Annotated in this window: 26 protein-coding genes; 11 read left to right on the top strand and 15 right to left on the bottom strand. The window is 47.5% G+C overall.

Annotation, left to right across the window (positions count from 1 at the left end; translation table 11 throughout):
- Positions 1-2022 (bottom strand): excinuclease ABC subunit UvrC (uvrC, locus tag BBG47_RS03995; protein ID WP_083189073.1); only part of this gene is annotated, 2022 nt, incomplete at its 3' end.
- Between the two features lie 189 nt (positions 2023-2211).
- Positions 2212-2532, bottom strand: a complete 321-nt coding sequence (gene trxA, locus BBG47_RS04000; protein ID WP_065290629.1) for a thioredoxin — start codon at positions 2530-2532, stop codon at positions 2212-2214.
- Positions 2533-2779: 247 nt separating this feature from the next.
- On the opposite strand from trxA, the gene BBG47_RS29285 reads away from it, so the two are divergent.
- Positions 2780-2929 carry a hypothetical protein gene (locus BBG47_RS29285; protein ID WP_005551050.1) on the top strand — a complete coding sequence of 50 codons (150 nt, stop codon included), beginning with the start codon at positions 2780-2782 and terminating at the stop codon, positions 2927-2929.
- A 219-nt stretch (positions 2930-3148) separates the two neighbouring features.
- Here BBG47_RS29285 and dnaI read toward each other — a convergent pair whose 3' ends face one another.
- The 7 genes from dnaI to BBG47_RS04035 form a co-directional block, all read right to left on the bottom strand.
- Positions 3149-4096: a primosomal protein DnaI gene (gene dnaI, locus BBG47_RS04005; RefSeq protein ID WP_065290630.1), complete on the bottom strand. Its 948-nt coding sequence runs from the start codon at positions 4094-4096 to the stop codon at positions 3149-3151.
- Positions 4097-4126: 30 nt separating this feature from the next.
- Entirely contained in the window at positions 4127-5641 is a 1515-nt protein-coding gene (locus BBG47_RS04010) for a DnaD domain protein (RefSeq protein WP_065290631.1), read from the bottom strand.
- Between the two features lie 273 nt (positions 5642-5914).
- A complete protein-coding gene (locus tag BBG47_RS04015) occupies positions 5915-6721 on the bottom strand; it encodes an aminoglycoside phosphotransferase family protein (RefSeq protein WP_254659736.1) in 807 nt (268 codons plus the stop codon).
- Between the two features lie 72 nt (positions 6722-6793).
- A complete protein-coding gene (locus BBG47_RS04020; protein ID WP_065290632.1) occupies positions 6794-7150 on the bottom strand; it encodes a cupin domain-containing protein in 357 nt (118 codons plus the stop codon).
- An 85-nt stretch (positions 7151-7235) separates the two neighbouring features.
- Positions 7236-9080, bottom strand: a complete 1845-nt coding sequence (locus tag BBG47_RS04025; RefSeq protein WP_065290688.1) for a S9 family peptidase — start codon at positions 9078-9080, stop codon at positions 7236-7238.
- A gap of 198 nt (positions 9081-9278) precedes the next feature.
- Complete coding sequence (gene abc-f, locus BBG47_RS04030) at positions 9279-11018, bottom strand: ribosomal protection-like ABC-F family protein (protein ID WP_065290633.1); 1740 nt, start codon at positions 11016-11018, stop codon at positions 9279-9281.
- Positions 11019-11499: 481 nt separating this feature from the next.
- Positions 11500-11793 carry a YuiB family protein gene (locus BBG47_RS04035; RefSeq protein ID WP_036590368.1) on the bottom strand — a complete coding sequence of 98 codons (294 nt, stop codon included), beginning with the start codon at positions 11791-11793 and terminating at the stop codon, positions 11500-11502.
- A gap of 250 nt (positions 11794-12043) precedes the next feature.
- Here BBG47_RS04035 and hemQ point away from each other — a divergent pair, with 250 nt between their 5' ends.
- The gene (gene hemQ, locus BBG47_RS04040) at positions 12044-12796 is read left to right on the top strand and encodes a hydrogen peroxide-dependent heme synthase (protein ID WP_021252641.1); all 753 of its coding nucleotides are present in this window, start codon (positions 12044-12046) and stop codon (positions 12794-12796) included.
- 208 nt (positions 12797-13004) lie between these two features.
- On the opposite strand, the gene BBG47_RS04045 is transcribed toward hemQ, so the two are convergent.
- Positions 13005-14201 (bottom strand): NAD(P)/FAD-dependent oxidoreductase, encoded by a 1197-nt coding sequence (locus BBG47_RS04045; RefSeq protein ID WP_065290634.1) that lies wholly within the window; start codon positions 14199-14201, stop codon positions 13005-13007.
- A gap of 519 nt (positions 14202-14720) precedes the next feature.
- Here BBG47_RS04045 and BBG47_RS04050 point away from each other — a divergent pair.
- Both BBG47_RS04050 and BBG47_RS29385 read left to right on the top strand, forming a co-directional pair.
- Positions 14721-15728 carry an NAD(P)/FAD-dependent oxidoreductase gene (locus BBG47_RS04050; protein ID WP_021258539.1) on the top strand — a complete coding sequence of 336 codons (1008 nt, stop codon included), beginning with the start codon at positions 14721-14723 and terminating at the stop codon, positions 15726-15728.
- Between the two features lie 63 nt (positions 15729-15791).
- Complete coding sequence (locus BBG47_RS29385; RefSeq protein ID WP_139070670.1) at positions 15792-16055, top strand: hypothetical protein; 264 nt, start codon at positions 15792-15794, stop codon at positions 16053-16055.
- Positions 16056-16075: 20 nt separating this feature from the next.
- On the opposite strand, the gene sda is transcribed toward BBG47_RS29385, so the two are convergent.
- Together sda and BBG47_RS04060 are read right to left on the bottom strand one after the other, a co-directional pair.
- Positions 16076-16225, bottom strand: a complete 150-nt coding sequence (gene sda / locus BBG47_RS04055) for a sporulation histidine kinase inhibitor Sda (protein WP_028533731.1) — start codon at positions 16223-16225, stop codon at positions 16076-16078.
- Between the two features lie 271 nt (positions 16226-16496).
- Positions 16497-17159, bottom strand: a complete 663-nt coding sequence (locus BBG47_RS04060; protein WP_065290635.1) for a YheC/YheD family protein — start codon at positions 17157-17159, stop codon at positions 16497-16499.
- A gap of 197 nt (positions 17160-17356) precedes the next feature.
- On the opposite strand from BBG47_RS04060, the gene BBG47_RS04065 reads away from it, so the two are divergent.
- The 4 genes from BBG47_RS04065 (at position 17357) to BBG47_RS04080 (ending at position 20315) form a co-directional block, all read left to right on the top strand.
- On the top strand, positions 17357-17563 hold the full coding sequence (locus BBG47_RS04065) for a hypothetical protein (RefSeq protein ID WP_028533730.1): 207 nt from the start codon (positions 17357-17359) through the stop codon (positions 17561-17563).
- Between the two features lie 170 nt (positions 17564-17733).
- Positions 17734-18414 carry a response regulator transcription factor gene (locus tag BBG47_RS04070; protein ID WP_021258542.1) on the top strand — a complete coding sequence of 227 codons (681 nt, stop codon included), beginning with the start codon at positions 17734-17736 and terminating at the stop codon, positions 18412-18414.
- On the top strand, positions 18411-19805 hold the full coding sequence (locus BBG47_RS04075) for a sensor histidine kinase (protein ID WP_065290636.1): 1395 nt from the start codon (positions 18411-18413) through the stop codon (positions 19803-19805). Before BBG47_RS04070 ends, BBG47_RS04075 begins: the two co-directional genes overlap by 4 nt.
- A 111-nt stretch (positions 19806-19916) precedes the next feature.
- Positions 19917-20315, top strand: coding sequence for a DUF2871 domain-containing protein (locus BBG47_RS04080; RefSeq protein ID WP_065290637.1), 399 nt, complete (start codon positions 19917-19919; stop codon positions 20313-20315).
- A gap of 128 nt (positions 20316-20443) precedes the next feature.
- On the opposite strand, the gene BBG47_RS04085 is transcribed toward BBG47_RS04080, so the two are convergent.
- Positions 20444-20665, bottom strand: coding sequence for a hypothetical protein (locus BBG47_RS04085; RefSeq protein WP_028533728.1), 222 nt, complete (start codon positions 20663-20665; stop codon positions 20444-20446).
- Positions 20666-20921: 256 nt separating this feature from the next.
- A complete protein-coding gene (locus tag BBG47_RS04090) occupies positions 20922-21281 on the bottom strand; it encodes a HesB/IscA family protein (protein WP_065290638.1) in 360 nt (119 codons plus the stop codon).
- Between the two features lie 267 nt (positions 21282-21548).
- Between BBG47_RS04090 and mqnE the strand changes: the two genes are divergently transcribed.
- A complete protein-coding gene (gene mqnE / locus BBG47_RS04095) occupies positions 21549-22655 on the top strand; it encodes an aminofutalosine synthase MqnE (RefSeq protein WP_021252630.1) in 1107 nt (368 codons plus the stop codon).
- 239 nt (positions 22656-22894) lie between these two features.
- Positions 22895-23968: an NAD(P)/FAD-dependent oxidoreductase gene (locus BBG47_RS04100; RefSeq protein WP_065290639.1), complete on the top strand. Its 1074-nt coding sequence runs from the start codon at positions 22895-22897 to the stop codon at positions 23966-23968.
- Between the two features lie 45 nt (positions 23969-24013).
- Here the strand turns inward: BBG47_RS04100 and BBG47_RS04105 are convergent, their stop codons facing one another.
- On the bottom strand, positions 24014-24268 hold the full coding sequence (locus BBG47_RS04105; RefSeq protein WP_021252628.1) for a YuzB family protein: 255 nt from the start codon (positions 24266-24268) through the stop codon (positions 24014-24016).
- Positions 24269-24359: 91 nt separating this feature from the next.
- On the opposite strand from BBG47_RS04105, the gene BBG47_RS04110 reads away from it, so the two are divergent.
- Positions 24360-24605 (top strand): NifU family protein, encoded by a 246-nt coding sequence (locus tag BBG47_RS04110; protein WP_021252627.1) that lies wholly within the window; start codon positions 24360-24362, stop codon positions 24603-24605.
- The last annotated feature ends 87 nt before the right edge of the window (positions 24606-24692 follow it).

The raw sequence follows: 24692 nt of genomic DNA on the forward strand, positions 1-24692 counted from the left end.
GATCCCTGCCTCGCGCAATTGTTCGATCGATGCTTCCCGAATCTTCTTCAATGATCCGAAATGCTTCAACAGATGCTTGCGCCGCTTCTCGCCTATACCTGGAATTGAATCGAGCGCTGACGCGACCATAGACTTCGCACGCCGCTCCCGATGGAACGAGATTGCGAAGCGGTGAACTTCCTCCTGAATGCGCTGCAGCATATAGAATTCTTGGCTGTCTCGTCCAAGTGCCACAATTTCAGGCGGATCACCCGCCATCAATTGCGCTGTCTTATGCTTATTGTCCTTCACGAGACCGCACACTGGTATCGTCAATCCAAGCTCGTTCTCCAGCACATCAAGTGCAGCGGACATCTGGCCTTTCCCTCCGTCCACAATAATCAGATCAGGCATGTCGAGCTGTTCTTTCAAGACCCGCTCATACCGTCTGCGGATGACCTCGCGCATCGTTTCATAATCATCCGGCCCTTGCACTGTGCGTACCTTGTACTTCCGGTATTCTTTCTTCGCGGGCTTGCCATCGATGAAGACCACCATAGCCGATACCGGGTCTGAGCCTTGAATATTCGAGTTGTCAAAGGCCTCAATGCGGCGGGCATTGTCGATGCCAAGCGCTGCTCCGAGTCGTTCAGCAGCACGCAACGTACGATCCTCATTGCGTTCCTGCATCTTGAACTTCTCATCGAGCGCAACACGCGCATTTTCCATCGCCATCGAAATCATCTGCTTCTTCAGCCCGCGCTTCGGAATGTGCACTTTGACGTTCAGCCACTGCTGAAGCTCCTCAGCACCCGCTATACTGCCATCAGAGCCGCTATCCGCTTCCTCATCGATAGACTCCGCCTGCATAGGTTCATGCTCATCCTGAATTGCAGCATCTTGCGCGTTCTCACCGGCATCAGGGTCTAAGCTGCCCGAGTCCTTCTCTCCTCCATCTTCCTCGCGAGAGAATAGTCCAAGGCGATCCGAATCAGGGAGCAGTATTTCCTTCGGCAGCGCAGGGTTCTCACTATAATATTGGGTAATGAACGACATAAAGTCTGCATAAGGTTCCCCATAGAATGGGAATTTGGTTGCATGCCGTTCGATCATTTTGCCTTGTCGAACATATAGAATTTGAACGCACATCCAGCCTTTATCTACGGCAAAGCCAAATACGTCGCGGTCAAGCTGATCAGACGTATTAATGTTCTGCTTTTCCATAATGGCACGAATCGCTATCAACTGATCCCGATATTCCTTAGCACGCTCGAATTGCATCTCTTCAGCGGCTTCTTCCATCTTCCGCTGCAGTTCCTTTTTAATCTCCTCATGTCCACCGCTTAAGAACTTCGCGATCTCCTGCACCATCTCTTCATACTGTGCCTCTGTTACCTCGTATACACAAGGCGCAAGGCATTGTCCAATATGGTGGTACAAGCACACTCGATCCGGCAATGTATTGCATTTGCGAAGCGGATATAAGCGATCAAGCAGCTTCTTGGTCTGCGTTGCAGCGAAGGAGTTCGGGTATGGGCCGAAATACTTCGCTTTGTCCTTCAGCACACGACGTGTAACCTCAAGCCGTGGATGGCGCTCATTCGTAATTTTAATATATGGGAACGTCTTATCATCCTTGAGCAGCACATTATATCTAGGATGATGCTGCTTAATTAGATTACATTCCAAAATGAGGGCTTCCATGTTACTGGAAGTGACGATATATTCAAAGTCGCGAATTTCCGAGACCAGCCGCTGCGTCTTGCCGTCATGACTGCCATTGAAATAAGAACGCACTCGGTTCTTCAACACTTTGGCCTTACCAACATAAATAATGGTTCCCTCATGGTTCTTCATAAGATAGCATCCTGGCGAATCAGGAAGCAAAGCCAGCTTATTGCGGATTCGTTCCAATGCCTGTTCCCGTTCTGCAAGTTCCTCTGGCGACAGCTCCTGCTGCTCGTCCGTTGAATAACGTTCGTTCCAACGCTCCTTCCAGCGAACTGCCCGCCAATTGGATTGGTTGTTGTCTATTTCGCTCATCGTCCTCCCCCTTTCTTCTATAATACGAATATATGATCCTATTGTATACGAGCGGAGACATAAGAAAAAGCCCTCCCACAACGGGAAGGGCTGGCAATCTATAGCTTGCGCTTCGACACATCAAGCTGATTCAAGCTGTTCCGCAACAGAACAGACCTTCTATAGGTTGTCCTCTGTGGACAATCTCGATTATTGATGCTTGCTGATCAAGCTCTTCAATGCATCCTTGGAGTTCAAGCCTACAACCTTATCAACAGGTTGGCCGTCTTTGAACACGATGATTGTAGGGATGCTCATTACGCCAAAGCGAGATGCGGATTCAGGATTCTCATCCACGTTCACTTTTGCAACAGTCGCTTGACCGTTTACTTCGCTTTCCAATTCATCAAGAATAGGAGCAAGCATTTTACAAGGGCCGCACCATGGCGCCCAAAAATCGACCAAAACAACGCCTTGCTGACCTTCAACTTCAGTCTTGAACGTTTGGTCGGATACGTTAACGATAGCCATATTTGGTTCCTCCTTTATGTGAGAAGCTTACAATTTGAGTCAACATGTAAAGTATACCACAGTTCAAGGTTTTATGTGAAATTCGCACCTCATTTTTGCATCCAAATTGTCACATCCTAAGAGAGCGCTGTCTTTACAGTAACGACGCAGTTCGGTATACTAAAAACGATAAGAAATTGGGTGAAAATACCTGTCGCTGCCATGACATACGTCATTGCAACAGACATGTAAGATAGGAGGCCCCTTGATGGAAGCGAGAGCAATTGATCCGCGTGAGCATGTGAACGAGGAACCGCGCAACGATTTCTCCGATCTGATGTTCGGGTTCGGTGCAATGGCCGGATTTATGACGGTTGTCTTCTTCGGCATGGTTATCGTGAAGTTCATCATCTCCTAACCCTGGCTACGGTGCGTTCCCTTCATGGAACGCACCACAGTGGTATCCACAGCTCGTGAAATAAGCCCGGCTCGCACTAGATGCGGCGGGCTTTATTGCCATTGTTGGAGCCACTGATGCAAGGCTCAAATCCAACATATATTAATATATTAGTATAATATTAGTACTTCTTCTTGCTTCGAAAAGCCTTGGAGACAAACTGATCTTCTTCTTGGCAGTTTACTTACCACGCTTGTTCCGACCTTGTACGTGCACCTCTTTGACAAATGGAGCAATCCGATTCATCAGTCGCTCGGCCTTATGGACATCCTCACCTTCACGCGTGAAGCTAAAGTGCTTCTGCAAGGCTTCCATATCATAATTCGACGTATAGAACGTAGGCTTGCGGTTCATCCGATAATTCAAGATCGAGCCAAGCACATGATCCCGAACCCATGGCGTTATATTCTCAGCACCAATATCATCGAACACGAGCAGATCGGTTTCCTTCATCATCTCAATGGTCTCACGCAGCCTTTGCGGCTCCTGGAACATCGACTTGAGCTCTTCCACGAACTCAGGCATATACACGATAACCCCCGTATAGTTGGCACGGGCAAGCTCATACAATACATAGCTCATCAAGAAGGTCTTGCCGGTTCCGAACGATCCTACGAGATACAGTCCCTCTGGCATTAAGCCTTCGCTCTTCGTCTTCTCAATATATTCAATGATGCTTAAAACAGCAGGCGTCCGTTCAATATCATTCTCCAGTATTTCGGATGCTGAATACCCCCGCTTCAATGCAGTCTCGTCCACATAGAAGGAGCGTACTCGATTATGAATCGCCTGTTGGCGTTCACTTGCCAGCAGCTTCTTGCAGGGCACCTTCCGATCATAGATATAATTGTGCCCATTCAAGTTGTCAGCGCTCAACATCGTGTAATGGCCATGGAAGTCATTTGGGCATTGATCCAAGCCCGGACAATGGGAACAATGGCCATATTCCGTGACATACTGATACAGCTTGTTCATATTGATGCGAAGGTCGCGTTCCGTCAGCTCTGGATACTTGGAGCGAAATTGCATGACCTGCGGATCAGTAAGCAGCTTTTCAATTTTTTGTTCCGCTTGAGCTCTGCGGGCATTAACCGGCAATTGCTTCAATATATCTCCGATTGATTCCATACTTCGCACCTCCATTCTGATATAGCTCAATTATACGCGCCCTTCGTCCAAACGTCGCGCTAACTCACGTGCGCGCTCCAACTCCTCGGGTGACAACCCTGTTCCAGCTCCCGCTCCACTAGGCTGCACGACCGGAATCGAAGGCTTGGCGGCTTTGTTATTATAACGGTTGCGCGAACGAGGCTGTCTGCTTGCATCTGCACGAGAGGCTTGTGTTCGGCCTGCTCCATTCACCTGCGTCTGCTCACGCGTATACGTAACTGCTTGTTCATACGTACGAATCTGCTTGACCAGCATATTGGACACAATCGCCTCAACGAAGTTCCGGTTCAATCTGTGCTCCGATCCGCTTACCAGCATCGTCATCAAATAATGAATAAGAACATTGATAACCTCATCAGGCATCTTATAATTCAAGTCCATCTTGGTAAACATATCAAGGAATGAGTCCGGAACAGCACCCGGGAAGAACTTCTCAAGCAGCTGCGTATACGGTGTATTGCGAAGCAGCATATTGTATTGATGAATATCGCATTTATCACGGAATTGCGGCGGCACTTCTACATAGAATTCCATTTGCACCGCGACTTCCTCTTCATGCTCTTCCTTCACTTGCTCCTTCTGCTCAATCCGATGCTGCACTCGCTCGCGATGTTCGCTTCTTCGCTTGTTCTGACGGAAGTGAAGGTGGGCTCGGTGCTGAAGCTCCTCCAGTGCAACTACCCCATCCTGCGAGAAGACACCGTCTTCATCCAGCAAGCGGCACAGCTCCTGCAGAGTCAGCTCGAACTTGCGGACAACGTAATTAATAGTGCCCATACTTTCTTTATTGTATCGAAGTTGTTCTACGAACTTCCGATTATAGGATTGCTTCGGGAACCGCATAATAATATCTGCATAATTGATATCAACGGATTCTGGATCGGAATCTGAAATTGTCGTTCGGCTCGGGGCTACTTCTTGAAGCGCCTGTTCCAGCTCGAAATCAATGACATGCGTATTTAATCGGAACAGTTCATAGAAAGGAACAGATATGTTCTCCCGCTGCATATTGGAGGCGACGCCTTCATAGGGATCATCCGTCGTAAACTGCTGGCGCAAGGATAGCACCGCATATTTGCCGACCTTATCCCGCAAGAGAAGCGTCAAATGCTGTGTCTCAAAAAATTCCTTCGGAGACAGCGGACACTGCATCTCATACTCATACATACAATCATCCATATCAGGCAGCATCACTCTTGACGTGTTCAACAAACCCACAGCTTCAAGCTTGGAGGCTTGCTCTATAAAATACGTACGCCCCTTCTCACTTGGCTCCAATCCAAGAAGCAGGAACAACCGGCGCTGCGCATCTATTGCTGAATACCCCGTCTTGTCCGATGCTACATGCTGGCAGAGAAGCTGATACATGCCGATCGCAAATGCCCCCACCATTGGCTGATACACATGGGACAGCATCTTCTGATCCAACTCGCTTAAGCTAAATTCCCGGTAAATCACATAACGATGATGTTCTGTAAAATGGTGCATATTCGACATCCGCATCGTCGTATCTTTCTCTCCTTCCGCTCTTATCAGTCCACCTATTGTAACATAAATGGGGTCTGCCCGTCCGACAAAATCGTGGTAAAAAAGACACGCTATACCGGTCGCAAACAGGCATCAAAAAAGCGCAGAGAGCAATTTATATGCTCATCTGCGCAGGTCGAAATATGAATATATTCTATTCATAATTCATGATTGTCTGCTCAAACAAAATCACGCTAAAAGGCGATCGATCGCTTTCAATGAACGCTCCTGGATTGTGTAATTACTTTATCACTCCGATATCCACTCATCGAAATGATCAGATACAAACTGAATTTCGCTTTCATAATGCGCTAAATGTCCTTCTTCCACCATTTTTTGAAAGGCAGGATTTCCATCAGCGGCACCCGTTCTCAATGTATGGCATAGCGCAGTCAAACGCTCAATAATCCACCGCCGCAAATCGTTAGGCACCGGACTACCATACGCTTCAAAAAACAAATGAATTCGCCGACGGCGCTCTACAGCGTGTAAATCTGCTTGGTATGCTACTGTATTACCAATACAATGATCCGGCGCGAAACTGGAAAGCGGAACCGATGTGTATAGAGAATACGCAATGTCCCACATACGCGGACCAGGGCCGGCCATGTCAAAATCAATTAGCGCCACAGGCGCCTCCTGTTGAAAGACTACATTATACAATGCAGCATCATTATGACAGATTACCTCATGCTCGCCTTCATCAGGATAGCTAAGCTGCCATTTGCCCCCTCTTAGGAAAGCGAACCCTTCTGTCGCATCATGGAACCGGCGCTGAAGACGCGCCAAGCCTACAAGCGTCTCGTCCGACCACATGTATGGTTCAAGGTCAGGGTAGTTGTTCCCTGGAACTTCTCCAGAAATAAATGACAAGATTTCACGATCAGAGTCATCGATTCCGAGAAATCTGGGCGCCCCCTCAAAACCTTGCTGCTCCAAATGTAGCAGCAGTTCATGTACATACGGACTCCAATAGCCTGTGGGGCGGCGAACCGTGTTCGCCATGCGCACAATATGATTCACATTGCCGCCTGTTAATACTTCCTCCTGCGTCACTTGCTTCTTACCTCATTTCTTGTACGCTGCACATTGATGTGATCCATCCGTTTTAATAGATGGCAATGATCGCTATTCACGTTCTGGGTGTGATGAACTTTCTATAAATACGGTGTCCGCCTCTTCCTTCTCAAAGCAGAGATTGACCGTTCTTACCTTCGAACGTGTGCGATGCACGACGCCTGCTGGAATTTTCACAACCTCATTCGGGTATACAGCAAGCGTGCCCTCATTCTGCAAGTCGATGAACAGTTCACCTTCTACCACCATGAACACTTCATCGGAGTCCGGATGCATGTGCCAGTCGTATTCTCCCGTAAACACCGCCAATCGGATGCAGTGATCATTCGTACTCTCCAGCAGAACATTCATATATTCCTCTGTTACTGCATTGGTGATCTGAGTAATCTGCTTCTTTTCTATGTTCATATTCACTTATCCTCTCGCCTTTATGAAGGATGGCGTACGCGTCTATGCCTCTATATCCTCTATTCCCCAATAGACCCTAAAGACTCTAATCGACATTTTCTGCCGCAACTGCTGACACCGCTTCTTGTTCATGATGTCGCTTCAGGAATTCGACGATGCCTCGATAGACACGCATCTCATTCTCTTTCTTAGAGAATCCATGTCCTTCATCATCCAGTACAATATATTCCACCTCGCGCCCAAGCTGGCGAAGTTTCTCAACAATCTGATCAGACTCTTCCTTCACAACGCGAGGATCATTCGCCCCTTGAATAACCAGCATCGGATTCGTCATGCTCTCCAAGTACGTAATCGGAGAATCCGTGATGAAGCGTTCCTTATCCTGTTCCGGATCCCCTACCCATTGCTTCATAATCGGCTTCCAATGATCCGGTACGGAATTATAGAACGTGAATAAGTTGCTGACACCGAAAATATCGACAGCAGCTCGGAAGTAATCGGCATGTCTTCCAGCAAGCAGAAGCGTCATATAACCTCCATAGCTGCCACCTACCACGAATAGGCGCTCTTTCGAAGAGATGCCCTGCTCGAACAACCACTCCATCCCTGCCACACAATCGAGACGCGGCCCTTCCCCCCAGTCGCCTTCGACAAGCTTAACGAAGGAGCTGCCATAGCCCGTGCTGCCGCGGAAGTTCGGTGCGAATACATGGTACCCTTGTGCAAGGAAGTATTGGAACATACTGCGGAAAAAGCGGCGTTCCGCGGACTGAGGCCCGCCATGCGGCCAAAAGATCGTATAACCGTTCGCCAGTTCATCCTTTGCACGGAACAACAGAGCCTCAATCACCATTCCATCGAAGGAAGAATAGGTCACAACCTCAGGATCAACTAATTGCTCAGATGTCAGACCAACCGGCATATTTTGCGTAAGCTGCACCCAAGTTGTGCCTTCTTCCAGCTTATAGATATTGGTCGGCGTAACCGCACCACGATTGAGGATGTACAGGGCTCCCGACTTCGCAACGTGAAGCTGATTCAAGATTGGCGTCGGCATCTCGATTGCCTCTGGCGTGCCTGTATCAAGAGGAATACGGTACAATCTATCCTCTACCCCGACCTCTGTCACGAGATAAAGCGTCCGTGTATCCTTATGCCACTTGAGTTCCATGCCGCTCTCATGATCAATTCGGCACAATTCAGCATATTGCTGGGTAGGAATATGGTAGGTAGCCACATAGGCGAACTCTGCCTTGTAGTCTGTCAAGAAGGCGACCGTCTCCTCATCGACAAAGACCGCACTCAAGCTCAAATGCACCTCATCCGCCCCAGCTTGAGGAATAAGAGGGAAATCCCCCTCTTCCGTGTGTACGTAGCAAACTTGATAGGTGTTGCCGTAAGACTTGGCATACACGAACTGCTTCTCACTCGGACTTACTGCCTCCAGCTGATGCAGAGCATCCTGCCCCTCAATAAGCAGCTCATCCTGCTTCGTACGGAGATTGTATACACGAGCATTCAAAAAGGACGGGTTATTCCGGCTCGTGCAATAATAGATACGCTCCCCGTCATCAGACAAATGTGCAAAATAGAACTTATCTTTTTCATCTGCCTCAAGCAACGGCAGCGGATTTCCTCCCTCTGTCGGAAGCGCATACATATGATAGTTCTCATCGCCGTCTCTGTCGAAGCTGCACAGGATATGGCGCTGCTGCGGATCAATCGAGATAAAATTGCTTACTTGATTGTTATAAGTTAATGGATATGGGAAAGATGGCTTGTCTTGGTTCAAATCTATGGCCCACAAGTTGTAATGACCATTCAAGTTACTGCTGAATATAAGCCTAGTCTCGTCCAGGCTCACCGTGAACTGGCGGATGACTGTCGATTGAAAATATTGTTCAACATCAGGTGTTGGAAATTGCAACAACATGCTTCTTCCTCCTTATATGCCCAAACATTGGGTTAAGTGGTATATGAATATCCAAGTTGTATAATAGTTCCATCATAACGTGTTCGTAGATCGAGGTAAAGCCCCCTACCTTGCACACCCAAACCGCAGCACCTCCTTGCAAATGCTGCGGCGGTTTGGGTTGTGTATGCTCCGCTGAATTGTTAAGCTCCTTGCTTATTGCTGCTTGCGCCGCTTAAGCAGCTCCGTATATTGCCGCTCCAGCTCTTCGATGTTGTCTCCCTTGCGCGGAGCAGACAAACGTCCCATCAAGTCTGCCCATTCCAGATCCAGCTTCAATCGCTCCTCAGCCGACATCGATGTGAGCGATTGTTCATTTTTCAGAGCTTCCTGTGCAAGTACAAATTCTGAAGAGCCTCCTGCCTCAGCAGGTCGAGGGCGCTGTCGCTCACGATATGCTTCAATCGTCATCCATTCCAGCTCGCCGTCACGGAACACAATCGTATGGGTAGCCGTTCGATCCAGCAGCATGCGATCATGCGTCGCGAACAGGATCGTGCCTGGATACTCCAGCAGCACACGTTCCAGTTCCTCGCGCGTGTCGATATCCAGATAGTTCGTTGGCTCATCAAGCAGCAGCATATTCGCTTCGCTCATGAACAGTTTGGCGAGCTGTGTCTTCACCTTCTCGCCCCCACTTAGCTGCCATACCGGCTTCAACGCCTCATCCCGGCGCAGTCTAAGCCTAGCCAATACCGTCCGCACCATCGTCTGATCATAGGCGCTCGACTTCAATACATTGTCCAGTACACTGGCCTGCAGATCCAAGGCATACAGCTTCTGATCGAAATATGCCATTCGCGCACTAGGAGAGAAGCGAATTCGCCCTTCCCCCATCGCCACATCTCGCTCTCCTGCAGTTCTCAGCTCATAGGCCTCCACCAATCGACGGAGTAAGGTTGTCTTCCCAGCTCCATTCGAACCGACTAAGGCGACACGCATATTCGGTCGAATGCTGAAGGAACTGCTCTGTAACAGCTCCCGGTCGCCTGCACGCAGCGTAAGCCCTTGAACCTCCACAGCCTGCTTGCTGCGAATCGGAGCATGGCATTCCGCATTGAACAACACCTGCACCTGTTCAAATGGCTTTTCCACGACCTCCAGCTGATCAAGACGCTTCTCTATCGCCTTAACCGTCTTCTCTACCTTCGCCTGCTTGCGATTGAAGTGTGGACGCGCAAGCCTCATTTCCTTACTGGTCAATCCCTTCTTAGGCCTGCTGACCTTACTTGCCTGTTCCTTCTTCTCTACAATCGCTTCCTGCAATCGGCCTCTCTCCGCGACATAATTGTCATACGAGCGTTGGTGCTCCAGCCGCAGTCTCTCCTTTTCCCTGCGATAGTCCTCATATCCACCAGTAAAGACATGAATCTGTTCGTTCTCCACTTCCCAGATTCTCGTTGCCACATGATTGAGCAGCGTTCGGTCATGCGAAATGAACAATAAAGCGCCGGTTCTGGAATATTCGATCATTTGATCCTCCAGCCACTCCATTCCATCCACATCCAAATGGCTTGTCGGTTCATCGAGCATCAACAGTCCTGCACCTGCGTTCATGGCCTCATTCAATCGACGCTTCGTCCGTTCGCCACCGCTTAATGTCACTTCCTCTGCTTCTTCCTCCCGCACATCATCCAACTGTGGCACGAAGGATGTTACCACATTGCAGACTACGTTTCCTTCATCCGGCTCTACCATGCCAGCCAATATGCGCTGCAATGTCGTCTTCCCGACTCCGTTGGCGCCAATAAGTCCGATTCGATCTCCTGCATAAATGCGAAGTGAACCGTCCGTGCGGAACAAGCGGCGATCAGCTACATAGGCTGCCAATTGGTGGGCTTCCAATACAAGATGGCCCGATTTATTTTTGAATTGTGCTATATGGTTGTTAGTCATAAAAAAACCTCCCTGGGTAACCCAGAGAGGATAGTGTGCATACGGCTGCAAGCTTGCGCTCCACTTATGGTATGGAATCGAACAAGTATGCTAAGCACGTGCCTATACACACATATGCCACAGCAAACCGTCCTAAGAAGCGATGCGTCTCTCCCCGATTCTCCTCATTCAAAATTGACACTGAGGTAATGAGTACAAGTGCAGCACCGTAAGTTATTCCATTACAAAATAAGTGATGAATGATGCAAGCTAAAATATAACGGCCGATATCAATCTGCGAAAATGGGCAGACCTATCCTCTCTGAACGTACATTTTGAAATATAAAGCTGTCAAAATGACTTCTATCAGATCAGATTAGTTCTCCATCGCAGTAGATACCTTGCCCTTTCATTCGAATAAAATCTTACGCATCGAAAAGTTCTGATGCGATCTGTATCATTGTATGCCAATTTACTCAGATTTATCAAGTACAATTTGACATTAAAACATCTGATATCCGCTCTTGCGCAAGAAATGAATCGTCTTTCCGCTAATATATGCCCCTGCAAGTCCAGCTATCGCCGTTAAATATCCCTGCAAGCCAATGCCCGCCAAATTGTCCATAATCGATACATCCTGCTTCCACAGCATAATGACCATTGCTGGCAGCAATACGACTAAATAGATGCCGATCGGGAACCACGTTGTCTTCATCAGCATGTTCAGAATAAAGCCAATGCCGAACATCATCACGAAGAATAGCACCATTAAAATGAAGACCATTATCCAGCCCAACATGTTGCAACCCGCCTCCTGCTTCGCTTCGTACAATCTATTATTATCCAATTAAATATCCATATTTCGCTAATTCCTGAATAGTCTTAGTGTACTTGTACCAAGGCCAAAAATCAACGAACATTCAGTGACATTTATCACCTCTTAGTTGAATGCACTGCAAATAATAGCTACAATGACTTTAGTATGGCGATTTACACAAAAGTGGTTGTGGTACACAATCTTTTACGATAACGGAGGATAACGCGATATGAATGAAGCAGCTTTAACGCTCGACGGTTGGTATGCACTCCATGATTTCCGCACGATCAACTGGGCTCAATGGAAAAAAGCGGACGATGAAGAGCGTGCGCATGCGCTTGAGGAATTGCAAACGTTATGGTCGGAATGGTCCGAAACGGAAGCAGATAAGAAGGGCAGCACTGTCGTATACAGCATCGTAGGCCAAAAAGCCGACTTTGTCATTTTCCACCTTCGTGAAACACTCGAAGAGCTTAACGCGCTTGAAAATGCGCTGAATAAAACGTCTTTCGCTCAATTTACAACACCAACTTATTCCTATGTCAGCATCGTTGAATTAAGCAATTATATGACAAAGCCAGGATCGACCGAAGATCCAATGGAGAATCCGGAAATTATCGCTCGTCTGAAGCCAACCTTGCCGCAGAGCAAGCACATCTGCTTCTATCCAATGAACAAGAAGCGTGACTTGGCCGACAACTGGTACATGCTGTCCATGGAGGAGCGCCGCAATATGATGCGCAGCCATGGCATGATCGGCCGAGGCTATGCGGGTAAAGTGAAACAAATCATCACAGGCTCGGTAGGTCTGGATGATTGGGAATGGGGCGTTACGTTATTCAGTGACGATCCGCTTCAATTCAAGAAGCTCATTTATGAAATGCGCTTCGACGAAGTGAGCGCCCGCTTCGGCGAGTTCGGCTCCTTCTATGTAGGCAACCTGCTTACACCAGATACCCTGAATGATATGATGAAAATTTAAGATAAGATTTTGAGATTCATCCGTATGGAATGCCAATTCTGGCATCGAAAGGCCTGTATGATTGCGATCATGCAGGCCTTTTGCGTCTCTGCTTGTCATATGGCAACAAACAAAAAGCCGCTGGTATCCCCGATCAAAGACCGAAGATGCAGCGGCATATATTTGATTTAACACTTACCAATCAACCGTAAAACTGGTCACATTCTTCTTACAGGAATTTACCTTTGCGAAGAGCAAGAGAAATTCCGCCAATGATGAACAACCAACGGATATCGATGACTTTTTTCAATTGAGCAGCCCAGAAGCCTTTCAGCTTCTTCTTACCCACTACGCCGATCGCTTCGCCTTTACCCAAGGAAGCAACTGTACCTTTGTTGTGGTACTCGAACTTCTTAAGCGGCTGGTTGCGAATTGAAGCAACGATGTTGCTCGCGCATACCGGACCTTGCTGCATCGCCATTTGCGCTGTAGGCGGATATGGACGATCAATTGCCGGGTTAATCATGAGCGAGTTGTCCCCAATAATGAAGACATTATCATGTCCTGGCGCTCTCAAGAATTCATCAACCTTCACACGACCGCGCATTGCTTCGAAGCCAGCTTGCTCGATGAGACGGTTACCACGAATACCACCTGTCCATACAACAGTGGAAGACTTGATTTCTTCTCCAGTTGCAAGGAGAACTCCTTCAGGTGTGCATTCCTTGATCGCTGTTGCCAGCTTGAATGTAACGCCTTTTTTCTTCAATACGTTCATTGCATATTCAACAAGCTCAGGATCGAAGCCTGGAAGTGCTGTTGGCGCCGCTTCCACGTTATAAATATTGACCAATTTTGGATCGACATCAAACTGCTTGCACAGCATAGGAATCCGATCGGACAATTCACCGATGAACTCGATGCCTGTGAAGCCTGCGCCACCTACAACGAAATTCAGACGATCAGCACGAGTCTCATCTTGCTTATATAGAGCAAATTGATGTTCGATATGCTCACGGATTACGCGAACAGAGTTGATGCTGCGAATGCTGAACGCATACTCGCCAAGTCCAGGAATACCGAATGTTTCAGGCTCCCCACCGACACCGATCACCAAGTAATCATAAGACAAAGTTCCGTCTTCAAGAATGACCTTCTTATCTTGAATACGAATTTCCTTCACCGAAGACTTCACAAAGTCAATTTTGAACTCATCAATCAACTTCGAGATAGGCACTCGAGCATTCTCATAGGAATCCGTACCAGCAGCAGGCATATGCAAATGAGTTGTGAAGTAATGATAGTCATGTTTGCTGACTAATGTTACGTCTGCTTCATTATAGTTTAATTCTTTCTGAAGACGTTGCGCTGCCATGATGCCGCCGTAACCCGCGCCTAGGATTACGATTTTAGGAATGTTACTCATCTTTCATTAGCTCCTTCCAAATCGGGTCAATCATTTTGTGTAGGTTGGTAATAACATGTTACAACTTGAATATGAATACCCTTGTTCTAGAAACCCGCGTATATACATCAATCTTGTGAAGTTGTGAAAAACCCCACAAAAAACAACAAACGAAATCTAGGTACCTATACATTATACAACTGGTAATCATTTTTATTATGGTCCAAATGATTGAAAGTAACTCATTCAGATAGATCCATAATCACGTGCACATCGCATTATGCCCAACATCGACAAATTGTCGACAATTTACATACAATTCAACTGCAATGATATCGAGTTTCCAATTAAATTACAAGCACCTTTTTTGTAGAACAATGTATGAAAGCGTTTAATTTTGATAATTTTCACATTTATATCGAAATCCCTGGAAAATGTACGGTTTCCTTCTTGTCGAGCACCGTTTATAATGATAGATGTGCCAAAACACACAATGACCATGATCACATGGTCAGACATCGCCATTGGAGGTGCTCAGCCTTGAATTCACAACTTGTATCACAACAAGATGTAGTAGATATTTTAATTATTGGGGGCGGGCCTGCCGGCATGTTCGCTGCATTCTATGGCGGCATGCGACAAGCTTCCGTTCGTCTTATTGAAAGCATGCCTCAACTAGGAGGCCAATTAGCAGCATTATACCCGGAAAAGTACATCTATGACGTTGCCGGATTCCCGAAAGTAACAGCGCAAGAACTTGTTGATTCCTTGAAAAAGCAAATGGAACATTTCAATCCTGATGTTCGCTTGGAAGAGAAGGTTCAGGGAGTAGAGAAGCTCGACGAGCGTCTATTCGCCGTTACTACAGATAAAAGCGTTCATCACGCAAAATCCGTGATCGTAACAGCTGGTGTAGGTGCATTCGAACCACGCCGCTTGGAGCTGCCTGAAGCAGCCCAATACGAGAAATCGAACCTGCACTACTTCGTTAGCGATCTGCAGCAGTTCAAAGGCCAGCGCGTGCTGATCAGCGGCGGCGGAGACTCTGCTGTCGATTGGGCACTCATGCTGGAGCCTATTGCTGAACAAGTCACACTTATTCATCGCCGCGACAAATTCCGCGCGCATGAACATAGTGTTGAGCAATTGATGAATTCCAAGGTTCAAGTGATTACGCCTACAGAAATTACCGCTTTGCATGGTGATGCTAGTCGAATTGAGCGCGTAACACTGACTAACACCAAATCAAAAGAAGCAACAGATATCGATGTCGATGCAGTTATCGTCAACTTCGGCTTCGTGTCCTCCCTCGGACCAATATCTGAATGGGGCCTTAACATCGAGGGCGGTTCCATCGTTGTTGATTCTCGTATGGAGACGAACATTCCAGGCTTGTTCGCTGCTGGCGACATTACGACTTACCCAGGCAAGCTGAAGCTCATCGCTGTCGGTTTTGGCGAGGCGCCAACAGCTATCAATAACGCTAAGGTGTATATTGATCCATCAGCTAAGCTGTCTCCTGGACACAGCAGCAGCATGAAAATGTAACTAAATAAACGAAAGAAAGGGTATCCTATCTCCAACATCTTTATCTAACGGAGGAGGATACCCTTGTTTCATGTTTGTCCACTATGCAACGGCATGATCAGTCCCGAATTTCAATGTCCGAACTGTTTGAACCCAACCACTGACAGCGGCAAACTGGAAGATTATGTTGGACCTTACGCCCCATATCAGCCAGACGATTCCGTATCCCATCAAACGATGCTGGATGATAGTTCTGTATCTAGTTCTGTATCCATGCAGTGCCTGCATATAATCTATTGTGAGCACTGCCACGCAACCACTTATGTGAACGGACTGGCTTGGGAGTAAAGCCTCGGCATGCCGGTCATCTATGTGCACACCGGTATTCGGAAGAGGGTCGGACAAAGGCAGCGCCTTTTCATTTCCTCAAGCAGCAACGCGATGAATTCTTCATCCAATCGGAGCCTGATTGCCTGCTCATAGGAATCAATAAGCAGTTCATCGGAAAGCAAAGCCATCTGCATCACAACCTTTCCTAAACTTTCCTGCCGCATTCATCATATCACGGCCTCAGAAAGCAGAACAAGCGTTCCAATATCCACAGGCGTTTGTGGAAAAATTGTGAATAATTTGTTGATAAACGTCAAAAAACGCTATCTATTAGTGGGGATGATGTGGATATAATTATTCACATCTTTTTGGATTGTTTTTCTAATAAAAATGTTTAATCATTTTCCAATCTCTAGTAAATCTAATCTATCAAATCCCACTTCCAACGTAGATTGCCCCTTACTGCGGTCTTGTGTTCACCTCGAATATCCAGATATGACCGGAGCGATCAATGCCATAATCGAAGCCTAACTGGCCAATCCCCGGATATTTCCTCTCTAATAGCGATGTGCAGATCCGTGTCAAATATCTCATCTTACTCTTCTTGGCGCGGACGCTCTGTCCAGAGAGCGATCTTGCAATTCCTTGTGCTGCGGTTACCATCGTACCTCCTTTGCACAAGTTCGTCACGAACAAGCCTCTTCTCGCCAAGCGCCCAACCATCGAGCGTACACCCCATTTGCCATTTGACTTCACTACTTTAACCCGGTAATCGATCGGTCTTCCATTAATCGTAGCTAGATGGATTCCCCGCTGAATCAGGTAGGTACGCTTCTTTTTCGTACCGGACAATGATCGCACCATGGCATCGAAATCTCCAAAGCTGCGTGTATTGGCCTGATACGTATATCGATAAGTCGATCCGCTCTTCGTTACTTTAATAACACCGGCACCGCCAGAACCAACGACAGGCTTGATGACGACGAAACCGTGTATGTTTAACATTTCATGGAGATTAGACGTATTGTATATACGCGTTGCCGGAATATGCCCTGCTACACGTGAATCCGATATTAGCGCCGCGGTTTTCAACCATTTGCTGGCTAACTGTCTGCCTTCCATTCGCCACTCCCCTTTCGTCCTTAATACTTATACATACTCATGGCTCCCATCCGATTCTTGTATGATTGTCCATGGCATGTGCCTGATTTGCACAAGACTGGATCAAGTTGGACGCATAGTGCTTGTCTTTTTCAAGATTGGGATGGTATCGTATAAGGGATAATAATGGATGGATATAAAGGATGGGAGCGACCGTCATGTCAACTGCAGCTGTATATGAAGCGTTGTACTGGATTGCGATCGTATCTATGTCTGTCGTACTCGTGCTTGCCAATGTAGGTATACTTGCGATCGGTTTTCAATTTTGGAGAAAGCATAGACGGGTACTTGGAACAGCGTGCTGGCTGTTTTCAGTATTTTGTTTTTATTTGATCTCCATCATGATCAACAAGACGTTCTTATAATTGTCAGTTCTGATCATTTAGGAAGACTTGATCGACTCCCGCAAGACGGACAATGGGGCAAAATCCTTGGACTTCGCGCTTGGCGCCTGCTCCAGGGATTTTTGTTTTTGTGCTTTTCCCCTCATAATTAGACCTGATCACTCCCCACCTTGGAATGGAGGTAAATCGCATTGATCATTCATGTACTCGTTGCGGATGATGACCCGAATATTGTAACGATGCTGCGGCTTGTGCTCGAATCTGAGCAGTATCATGTGTTCGACGCGAGTGATGGACAAGCTGCAGCACATATATTGGAGCAGGAAACCATTCATATTGCGATCGTAGATGTCATGATGCCGCTGAAGGATGGCTGGACATTATGCGCCGAAATTAGACAGCAATATGATATCCCGGTGATTATGCTCACCGCGCTCGGCGAACTTGAAGATAAGGAGCAAGGCTTCGCAGCCGGCACCGATGACTATATGGTGAAGCCCTTCGAGCCGAAGGAGCTGCTATTTCGCATGAAGGCGCTGCTTCGGAGGTATCAGATCGTATCTGACAGCCTCATACGCCTTGGTGCAACAACTATCGACCGCAAGAGCTATACCGTTGCAGCCTCCGGCGAAGAACTGACTCTTCCCCGCAAGGAGTTTGAGCTGTTAGCGCAGCTTGCTTCCTATCCAGGGCGCATCTTCACACGCGAACAGCTGCTGGCTTGGATATGGGGTACTGACTACGAGGGGGACAGCCGAACCATTGACGTGCATATTAAGCGTCTTCGGGAGCGTTTTCCTGAGAATGCAAGTGGATTCCGCATCACTACAATCCGAGGCCTTGGCTACAAATTGGAGGTTCTTGAACCTTGAAGACACTGTATACCCGAATCGTGTTTTTCTCAGCTGTAATCGTATTTATCAGCTTCGTATGCGGCGTCTTTCTTGCGAATATCGCGCACAATCAAGCGATCTCCAGTCATTACGAGCAGAAGATGGAGAAGGTTGGGCAAGCGCTGGCGCGCATGAACAACATGTTATCGTCTGGTGAAGACACGGCTGACGAGGCGTTAACGAATCTCGCTGAACTGGGCTATCAGCTGTACCTTATCGATCCTGATCATCATGTGAAGACATTCGGCAGACCATTCAAGCATGCTGATCTTGCTCCCGAAGCGATTGACAGCGTTCTTCAAGGGAATACGTATCGCGGCATGCTCCAGCAAGGAACATGGAGCAGCTTATTCGTGCCCGCTATATTCGAGAATCGACTTGAATTGAGCCATGGTATCCCGCTTACCGTTAATGGCGAGCAGCACGCTCTGTTCATTCGCCCAGATATGGTGCAGCAGACCGAAGAAGTGCGTGTTCTCATTGCGGTACTACTCGTCTCTACCTTCGTTATCAGCCTAGTGCTCATTTCCGTGAAGACACGCTATCTCGTTAAGCCGCTGCAGCGGTTAACCCGAGCCACTATGGAACTGGAAAAAGGCAATTACGAAGTTAAGCTGGATCTCCACCGCAATGATGAAATTGGTGAGCTTGCAAGACGATTCACCGTAATGGCTGAAGCTCTTGGGCAACTGGACGCCGTACAGAAGCAGTTCGTCGCGAATGTGTCCCATGAGATTCAATCTCCCTTGACTTCGATCCAAGGATTAGCGCAGCAGCTCATGGATCACCCGCTGCCGCCCGAACAAGAACAACGCTATTTGCACATCATTGCGGATGAGTCGCGGCGGTTATCCGGGATAAGTCGGCAATTGCTGACGCTCGCCTCCTTGGAGCGAGGAAGCGAGATGATGAAGCAAGCCTCTATCCGACTGGATGAACAGCTGCGAGAAGTCATCATCCTGCTTGAGCCGCAATGGAACGTGAAAGACATCGAACTGGATCTTCAGCTTGATAGCGTGATGTTAACGGGAGATGCAGGATTGCTGTATCAAGCATGGACAAATCTGCTAACGAATGCGATTAAATTCACTGCGTCGCAAGGAACCATCGGGATACAATGCAAACAACAAGGAGAAGACATTATCGTAGTTGTATCTGACACGGGGATAGGTATTCCAGAGGATGTACTGCCACATATCTTCGAGCGATTTTACAAATACAGTGAGCTTGCTGAACCAGGACAGAGCCAGCATGGAACAGGGCTTGGCTTAGCCATCGTAAAGCGAATCATTGAATTGCACAACGGAACGATCCGCGTGTCTAGCGAAGTAGGACAAGGAACCATATTTACGATCCGATTCCCTAAATAGCGTATAAGCAGAACATGACCCCGTTGTCATGTTCTGTTCATATTGGGTTCATACAACTGCGGTACACTCCTATCATCCATGCGAATGACGAAACAAAGGAGAGAGTTTACTGTGAAAAAACTGTATTACACTTCATTCTTCTATGCCATTCTTGGCCTCATATCGGGTATCTTTTACCGGGAGTTCACCAAAATAAATGATTTCACAGCTTACACAGCATTAAAACCGCTGCACACCCATATTCTCGTTCTCGGCTTCCTGTTCTTCCTGCTTCTTACCTTGCTTGCGAAGCAGTTCCGCGTGCATGAAGTCCGTTCATTCAAAGGTTGGTACAATGTATATAATATCGGTCTGATGCTAAGTCTTGCAGCGATGACGGTTCGCGGCATCCTTCAGGTTAACGGAACAGATATGAAGGGCTTGAGCCACATGGCAGGCCTTGGTCATGCAGTCCTCGGAGCAAGCATCATTTGGTTCATGATCCTGCTAGGCAAACGAGTGAAGGAATAAACTGACCCTAACAGGCATATCCGAAGGCTGCACCTGCTCTTCTTATAAGAGTAAGGACAGCCTTCTTCAGTTGAGCAGAATAGATGGCTGCACAGCTCTGTGTTCAATTCGTTCTATCCCCACGCAAATTAACAGCTGCCTGAACTCTCAATAACGGTAGCTCCCGTGGTTCCTGCATGGTACGTATTGTTGTGATTCTGGGCATCCCTCGTTGAATCTTGACGGGAATCATAGCAAGTCCCATGCCACCCTCCTGGACATTCCGAGCAATACGCTCTATAAGACACCAGCAGTGTACGGTCTACATCAGTGGATTGCTGTACTTGATGTGCATCATGATGTTCATTCATAGGTATCACCTCCTGCTCGTTATAAGGTTCGCCGAAACAATTTGCAGTATGATTAGAAATATTAGGATTAGCACTATAGACGCCAAAAACAGCAAAAAAACCTCTTACAAGGTAACGATGCTCAACTCTACCGTAATAAGAGGTCTTCTATATTTCATTATCATCTAATCACGAAGTCTAATCGCAATTATCGAATCGATTAGAATCAGAATGTATCATTCATTTATATATGAGGTCTCATGCAAATAAGTGGAGACTAGTCGTCGCACTTCTCCGCTTTTCCCTCATTTGTTGCTGTACGGAAGCTGGAGCCGCAGCCGCAAGTTGCTACCGCGTTCGGGTTGTCGATCGTGAAGCCTCCGGACATGCCGGATTCCTTGTAGTCGATTGTAAGTCCACTCAAATGAGGAACACTTTCCTTATCGATGACCACTTTCATGCCGCCAATCTCCAAGTACACATCTTCTTCAGTCTCTTCATCGTCAAATCCCATACCATAAGAGAATCCGCTGCAACCGCCTGGACGAACACCGACACGCAGGAACATATTTTCATTTTCCTCTTGCGCAATCATTTCCTTTATCTTCTCAATCGCTTCATCGCTGATTGTAATCATTCTAATCACCCTCCTCGTATTACTAAGTATAACCATCCCCTTCGGCATATACAAGAGAACATCGCTGCTGGTAATTTGCACCTATACTTCCTGTAGACGTATTGCCCCACCTCTTGTGCGAATGTATAATGGTACTGACATCAATTAATGTGATTCGTTTCACTGCAATCTCCGACGGAACTTATCCGCCGCGGAGTTTTTTATTTGTCAACAACAGCATATTGTGCTGAATTGTAAAAAGATACCTTACCTGAAGGGGGCCTGTGTATGACTACAGTCATGACGCGTCATGCCGATCCACGTATGGCCGAAATCGCAGATAAAGTCGAACGCGGTGAGCGCCTGACGCTTGAGGATGGCGTTTACTTGTATGAAACGGACGACCTGTTGACCTTGGGTCAATTGGCAAATCTTGCGAACATGCGCAAGAACGGCAAAAATGTTTATTTTATTGAAAATATGTCCCTATACTTCACGAATGTATGCGAAGCGCACTGCGCATTCTGCAACTTCCGTAAAGATCAAGGAGACGAAGGTGCTTATACATTATCCGGTCAAGAAATGATTGACTTCGTAGATCAGCACATCCATCCGGGCGTACGCGAGTTCCATATCGTTGGCGGACACAACCCGCATGTACCGTTCTCTTATTATGTAGATTCGCTTCGTGCACTGAACGAGAAGTATCCGGACGTCACACTTAAGGCGTACACAGCAGCTGAAATTGATTTCTTCACACGCATCAGCGGCTTGAGCATTGAAGAGGTGCTTAAAGAGCTAATGAATGCCGGACTGGAATCTCTGACAGGTGGAGGAGCAGAAATTCTATCCGATGAATATCGGAAGAAGATGCGTGTCGAGAAAGCTGGCGTTGAGCGCTATCTCGAAGTTCACCGTACGGCACATCAACTTGGCATGAAGACACATACAACGATGCTGTACGGCGCAATCGAATCGCATGAGGATCGTATTCGCCATATGATCTCGATCCGCGAACTTCAAGATGAGACGAATGGCTTCCAAGTATTCATCCCATTGTCTATGCAGCCGAAGAGTCCTAAAGCCAGCATCAAGCGCCGCAACTCCGCTTATGAAGACTTGAAGACAATTGCGATCAGCCGCCTTATGCTGGACAACATTCAACATATTAAAGCGTACTTCATCAATATCGGAACCCAGTTGACACAAGTTGCACTTACGTTCGGTGCTTCCGACGTGCACGGCACGCTTGTGAAGGAACGCATCAGTCATGCAGCCGGCGCGCTTACACCGGAAGGTTTGACGCGCGATGAACTCGTATGGCTCATTAAGGGAGCAGGCCGTACGCCAATCGAACGCGATACGTTCTACAATCCGATAAAGATATATGAGTAATGTCGATGTAATTGATCATTGAGCATATTAGAGAGATAGAGGTAATGCATGACCCTATTGGATAATACAACAGAGAATCAGCAACCGCGGGCACGATTCATAACACCGAAGACATGGCTTCCAGCTGGCTTCACGGAATCGCGTCCCAGGCAAATGAGTGGAGCCATACGACGTAATCGCCGCTTGCGGCGCAGCACCTACCATCTTAATTTTTCGGCAACATGGGGGGAGTCGAACAGATGAAACGATACGTCATACTCGGTGGCGGCTACGGAGGATTGGCCATCATTAGTCGGTTGTTGGAGGGCGAGCTGCCTTCCGATGTACAACTTGTATTAGTTGACCGCATGCCTTATCAAGGCCTCAAGACGGAATATTATGCACTAGCAGCCGGAACGGTGTCGGATATGGACATTCGCGTGTCCTTCCCGGATGATCCGCGCGTGCACCTTCATTATGGGAATGTACTATCCATCGACTTGAACGGGCAGATTGTCCACTTCACAGATGGAGATGCACTCGCCTATGATCATCTAGTCATCGGTCTGGGTTGCACGGATAAGTATCATGGCATTCCAGGCGCCGAGCAGTTCGGCAACAGCATTCAATCACTCGCCAGTACAAGACGCACCTATCAATTGCTAAATGACATCCGTCCATACGGACACGTAAGCATTGTGGGCGGTGGGCTTAGCGGTGTTGAAATGGCGGCAGAGCTGCGTGAGAGCCGACCTGATCTCAATATCCGGATTCTGGATCGGGGATCGCGCGTGCTATCTGCGTTCCCGGAGAAGCTCTCTCACTTTGTCTCTGGCTGGTTCCTTGAGCACCATATTGAGCTTCGTTCTTTTGTGAATGTTAGCCACCTCGAGGATGGAGTCATCTATAACCGGAAAGAAGACATTGAAGAAGAGATTTTGTCGGACGTTACCGTATGGACTGCCGGCATTCAGCCTGTTGCTCCGGTACAGCAGCTCCAAGTTGCGAAGGATCCACAGGGCCGTGTCATCATTAACGAATATCATCACATTCCCGAATATCCGAATGTTTTCATTGTAGGAGATTGCGCAAGCCTCCCGTTCTCGCCTAGCGCACAAGCAGCAGGCGCCCAAGGGGAGCAGATCGCGGATGTCATTCGGGCGAGATGGAACGGGGAAACTCCTCGCTTAGGCAAAATTAAGCTGAAGGGCGTGCTTGGTGCATTAGGCAAAAAATCCGGCTTCGGCGTTGTTGGCAAGCGTGCCGTTGTAGGGTATGTGCCTCGCGTCATTAAGAGCGGTGTATTATGGATGTCTAAGAACCATTTCGGATAATACCTGCAATCATTCTATGATTAACAAAACATGGGAGCAGCGGCATCAATCGATGTCCAGCTGCTCCCATGCTTTTATTTCCTCTATTTTGATCATAATTTTGTCATATAACTCATCTGCCGTTTCCCCAGCAACGATTTCACCATTTACTAATGCAAACGGAAACATGTAGCACTCCCCGCAATTCCCTAGACAGCCATACTCCAGCACGTCATACTCCGGGTTGCCTTCTAGGCGCTTCATGACATTATCTGTCCCGTGATGCATATTATTCACACAAAATTCTATGATTGGTCGCATTGACATTATCCCCCGCTTTCATGTTGCGCCTTTGAATTCGGATAGCTTTATAATATAATAAAATCAGCATGGATGAAAGGAGTTGTCATAGATGAGTGAAAATGCACAAAGCACAGTTTACGATGAAGTGCTGGAAGTGTTGGATAAACTGCGCCCGTTCTTGCAGCGCGATGGCGGCGACGTTGAATTGGTTGATGTTGAAGACGGCATCGTTAAGCTTCGCCTGATGGGCGCTTGCGGCAGCTGCCCAAGCTCCACAATCACATTGAAAGCGGGTATTGAGCGCGCTTTGGTGGAAGAAGTGGAAGGCATTACAGAAGTCGTACAAGTATTCTAAATTGAATAATTGGACTTCATAAGAAGGAAGGCTGTCCACCAGCAGTTGAATCTGCCGGGGACAGCCTTTTTTCAATCCCGAATCATG

Source organism: Paenibacillus sp. KS1, from assembly GCF_001680695.1.
Classification (GTDB): domain Bacteria; phylum Bacillota; class Bacilli; order Paenibacillales; family Paenibacillaceae; genus Paenibacillus_B; species Paenibacillus_B suaedae.

What these genes read in the sequence shown, in the direction of transcription:
- trxA (WP_065290629.1), bottom strand. Translation starts at nt 2,532, where the DNA reads ATGGCTATCGTTAACGTATCCGACCAAACGTTCAAGACTGAAGTTGAA.
- BBG47_RS29285 (WP_005551050.1), top strand. Translation starts at nt 2,780, where the DNA reads ATGGAAGCGAGAGCAATTGATCCGCGTGAGCATGTGAACGAGGAACCG.
- dnaI (WP_065290630.1), bottom strand. Translation starts at nt 4,096, where the DNA reads ATGGAATCAATCGGAGATATATTGAAGCAATTGCCGGTTAATGCCCGC.
- BBG47_RS04010 (WP_065290631.1), bottom strand. Translation starts at nt 5,641, where the DNA reads ATGCGGATGTCGAATATGCACCATTTTACAGAACATCATCGTTATGTG.
- BBG47_RS04020 (WP_065290632.1), bottom strand. Translation starts at nt 7,150, where the DNA reads ATGAACATAGAAAAGAAGCAGATTACTCAGATCACCAATGCAGTAACA.
- abc-f (WP_065290633.1), bottom strand. Translation starts at nt 11,018, where the DNA reads ATGACTAACAACCATATAGCACAATTCAAAAATAAATCGGGCCATCTT.
- hemQ (WP_021252641.1), top strand. Translation starts at nt 12,044, where the DNA reads ATGAATGAAGCAGCTTTAACGCTCGACGGTTGGTATGCACTCCATGAT.
- BBG47_RS04045 (WP_065290634.1), bottom strand. Translation starts at nt 14,201, where the DNA reads ATGAGTAACATTCCTAAAATCGTAATCCTAGGCGCGGGTTACGGCGGC.
- sda (WP_028533731.1), bottom strand. Translation starts at nt 16,225, where the DNA reads ATGGCTTTGCTTTCCGATGAACTGCTTATTGATTCCTATGAGCAGGCA.
- BBG47_RS04060 (WP_065290635.1), bottom strand. Translation starts at nt 17,159, where the DNA reads ATGGAAGGCAGACAGTTAGCCAGCAAATGGTTGAAAACCGCGGCGCTA.
- BBG47_RS04065 (WP_028533730.1), top strand. Translation starts at nt 17,357, where the DNA reads ATGTCAACTGCAGCTGTATATGAAGCGTTGTACTGGATTGCGATCGTA.
- BBG47_RS04085 (WP_028533728.1), bottom strand. Translation starts at nt 20,665, where the DNA reads ATGAATGAACATCATGATGCACATCAAGTACAGCAATCCACTGATGTA.
- BBG47_RS04090 (WP_065290638.1), bottom strand. Translation starts at nt 21,281, where the DNA reads ATGATTACAATCAGCGATGAAGCGATTGAGAAGATAAAGGAAATGATT.
- mqnE (WP_021252630.1), top strand. Translation starts at nt 21,549, where the DNA reads ATGACTACAGTCATGACGCGTCATGCCGATCCACGTATGGCCGAAATC.
- BBG47_RS04100 (WP_065290639.1), top strand. Translation starts at nt 22,895, where the DNA reads ATGAAACGATACGTCATACTCGGTGGCGGCTACGGAGGATTGGCCATC.
- BBG47_RS04105 (WP_021252628.1), bottom strand. Translation starts at nt 24,268, where the DNA reads ATGCGACCAATCATAGAATTTTGTGTGAATAATATGCATCACGGGACA.
- BBG47_RS04110 (WP_021252627.1), top strand. Translation starts at nt 24,360, where the DNA reads ATGAGTGAAAATGCACAAAGCACAGTTTACGATGAAGTGCTGGAAGTG.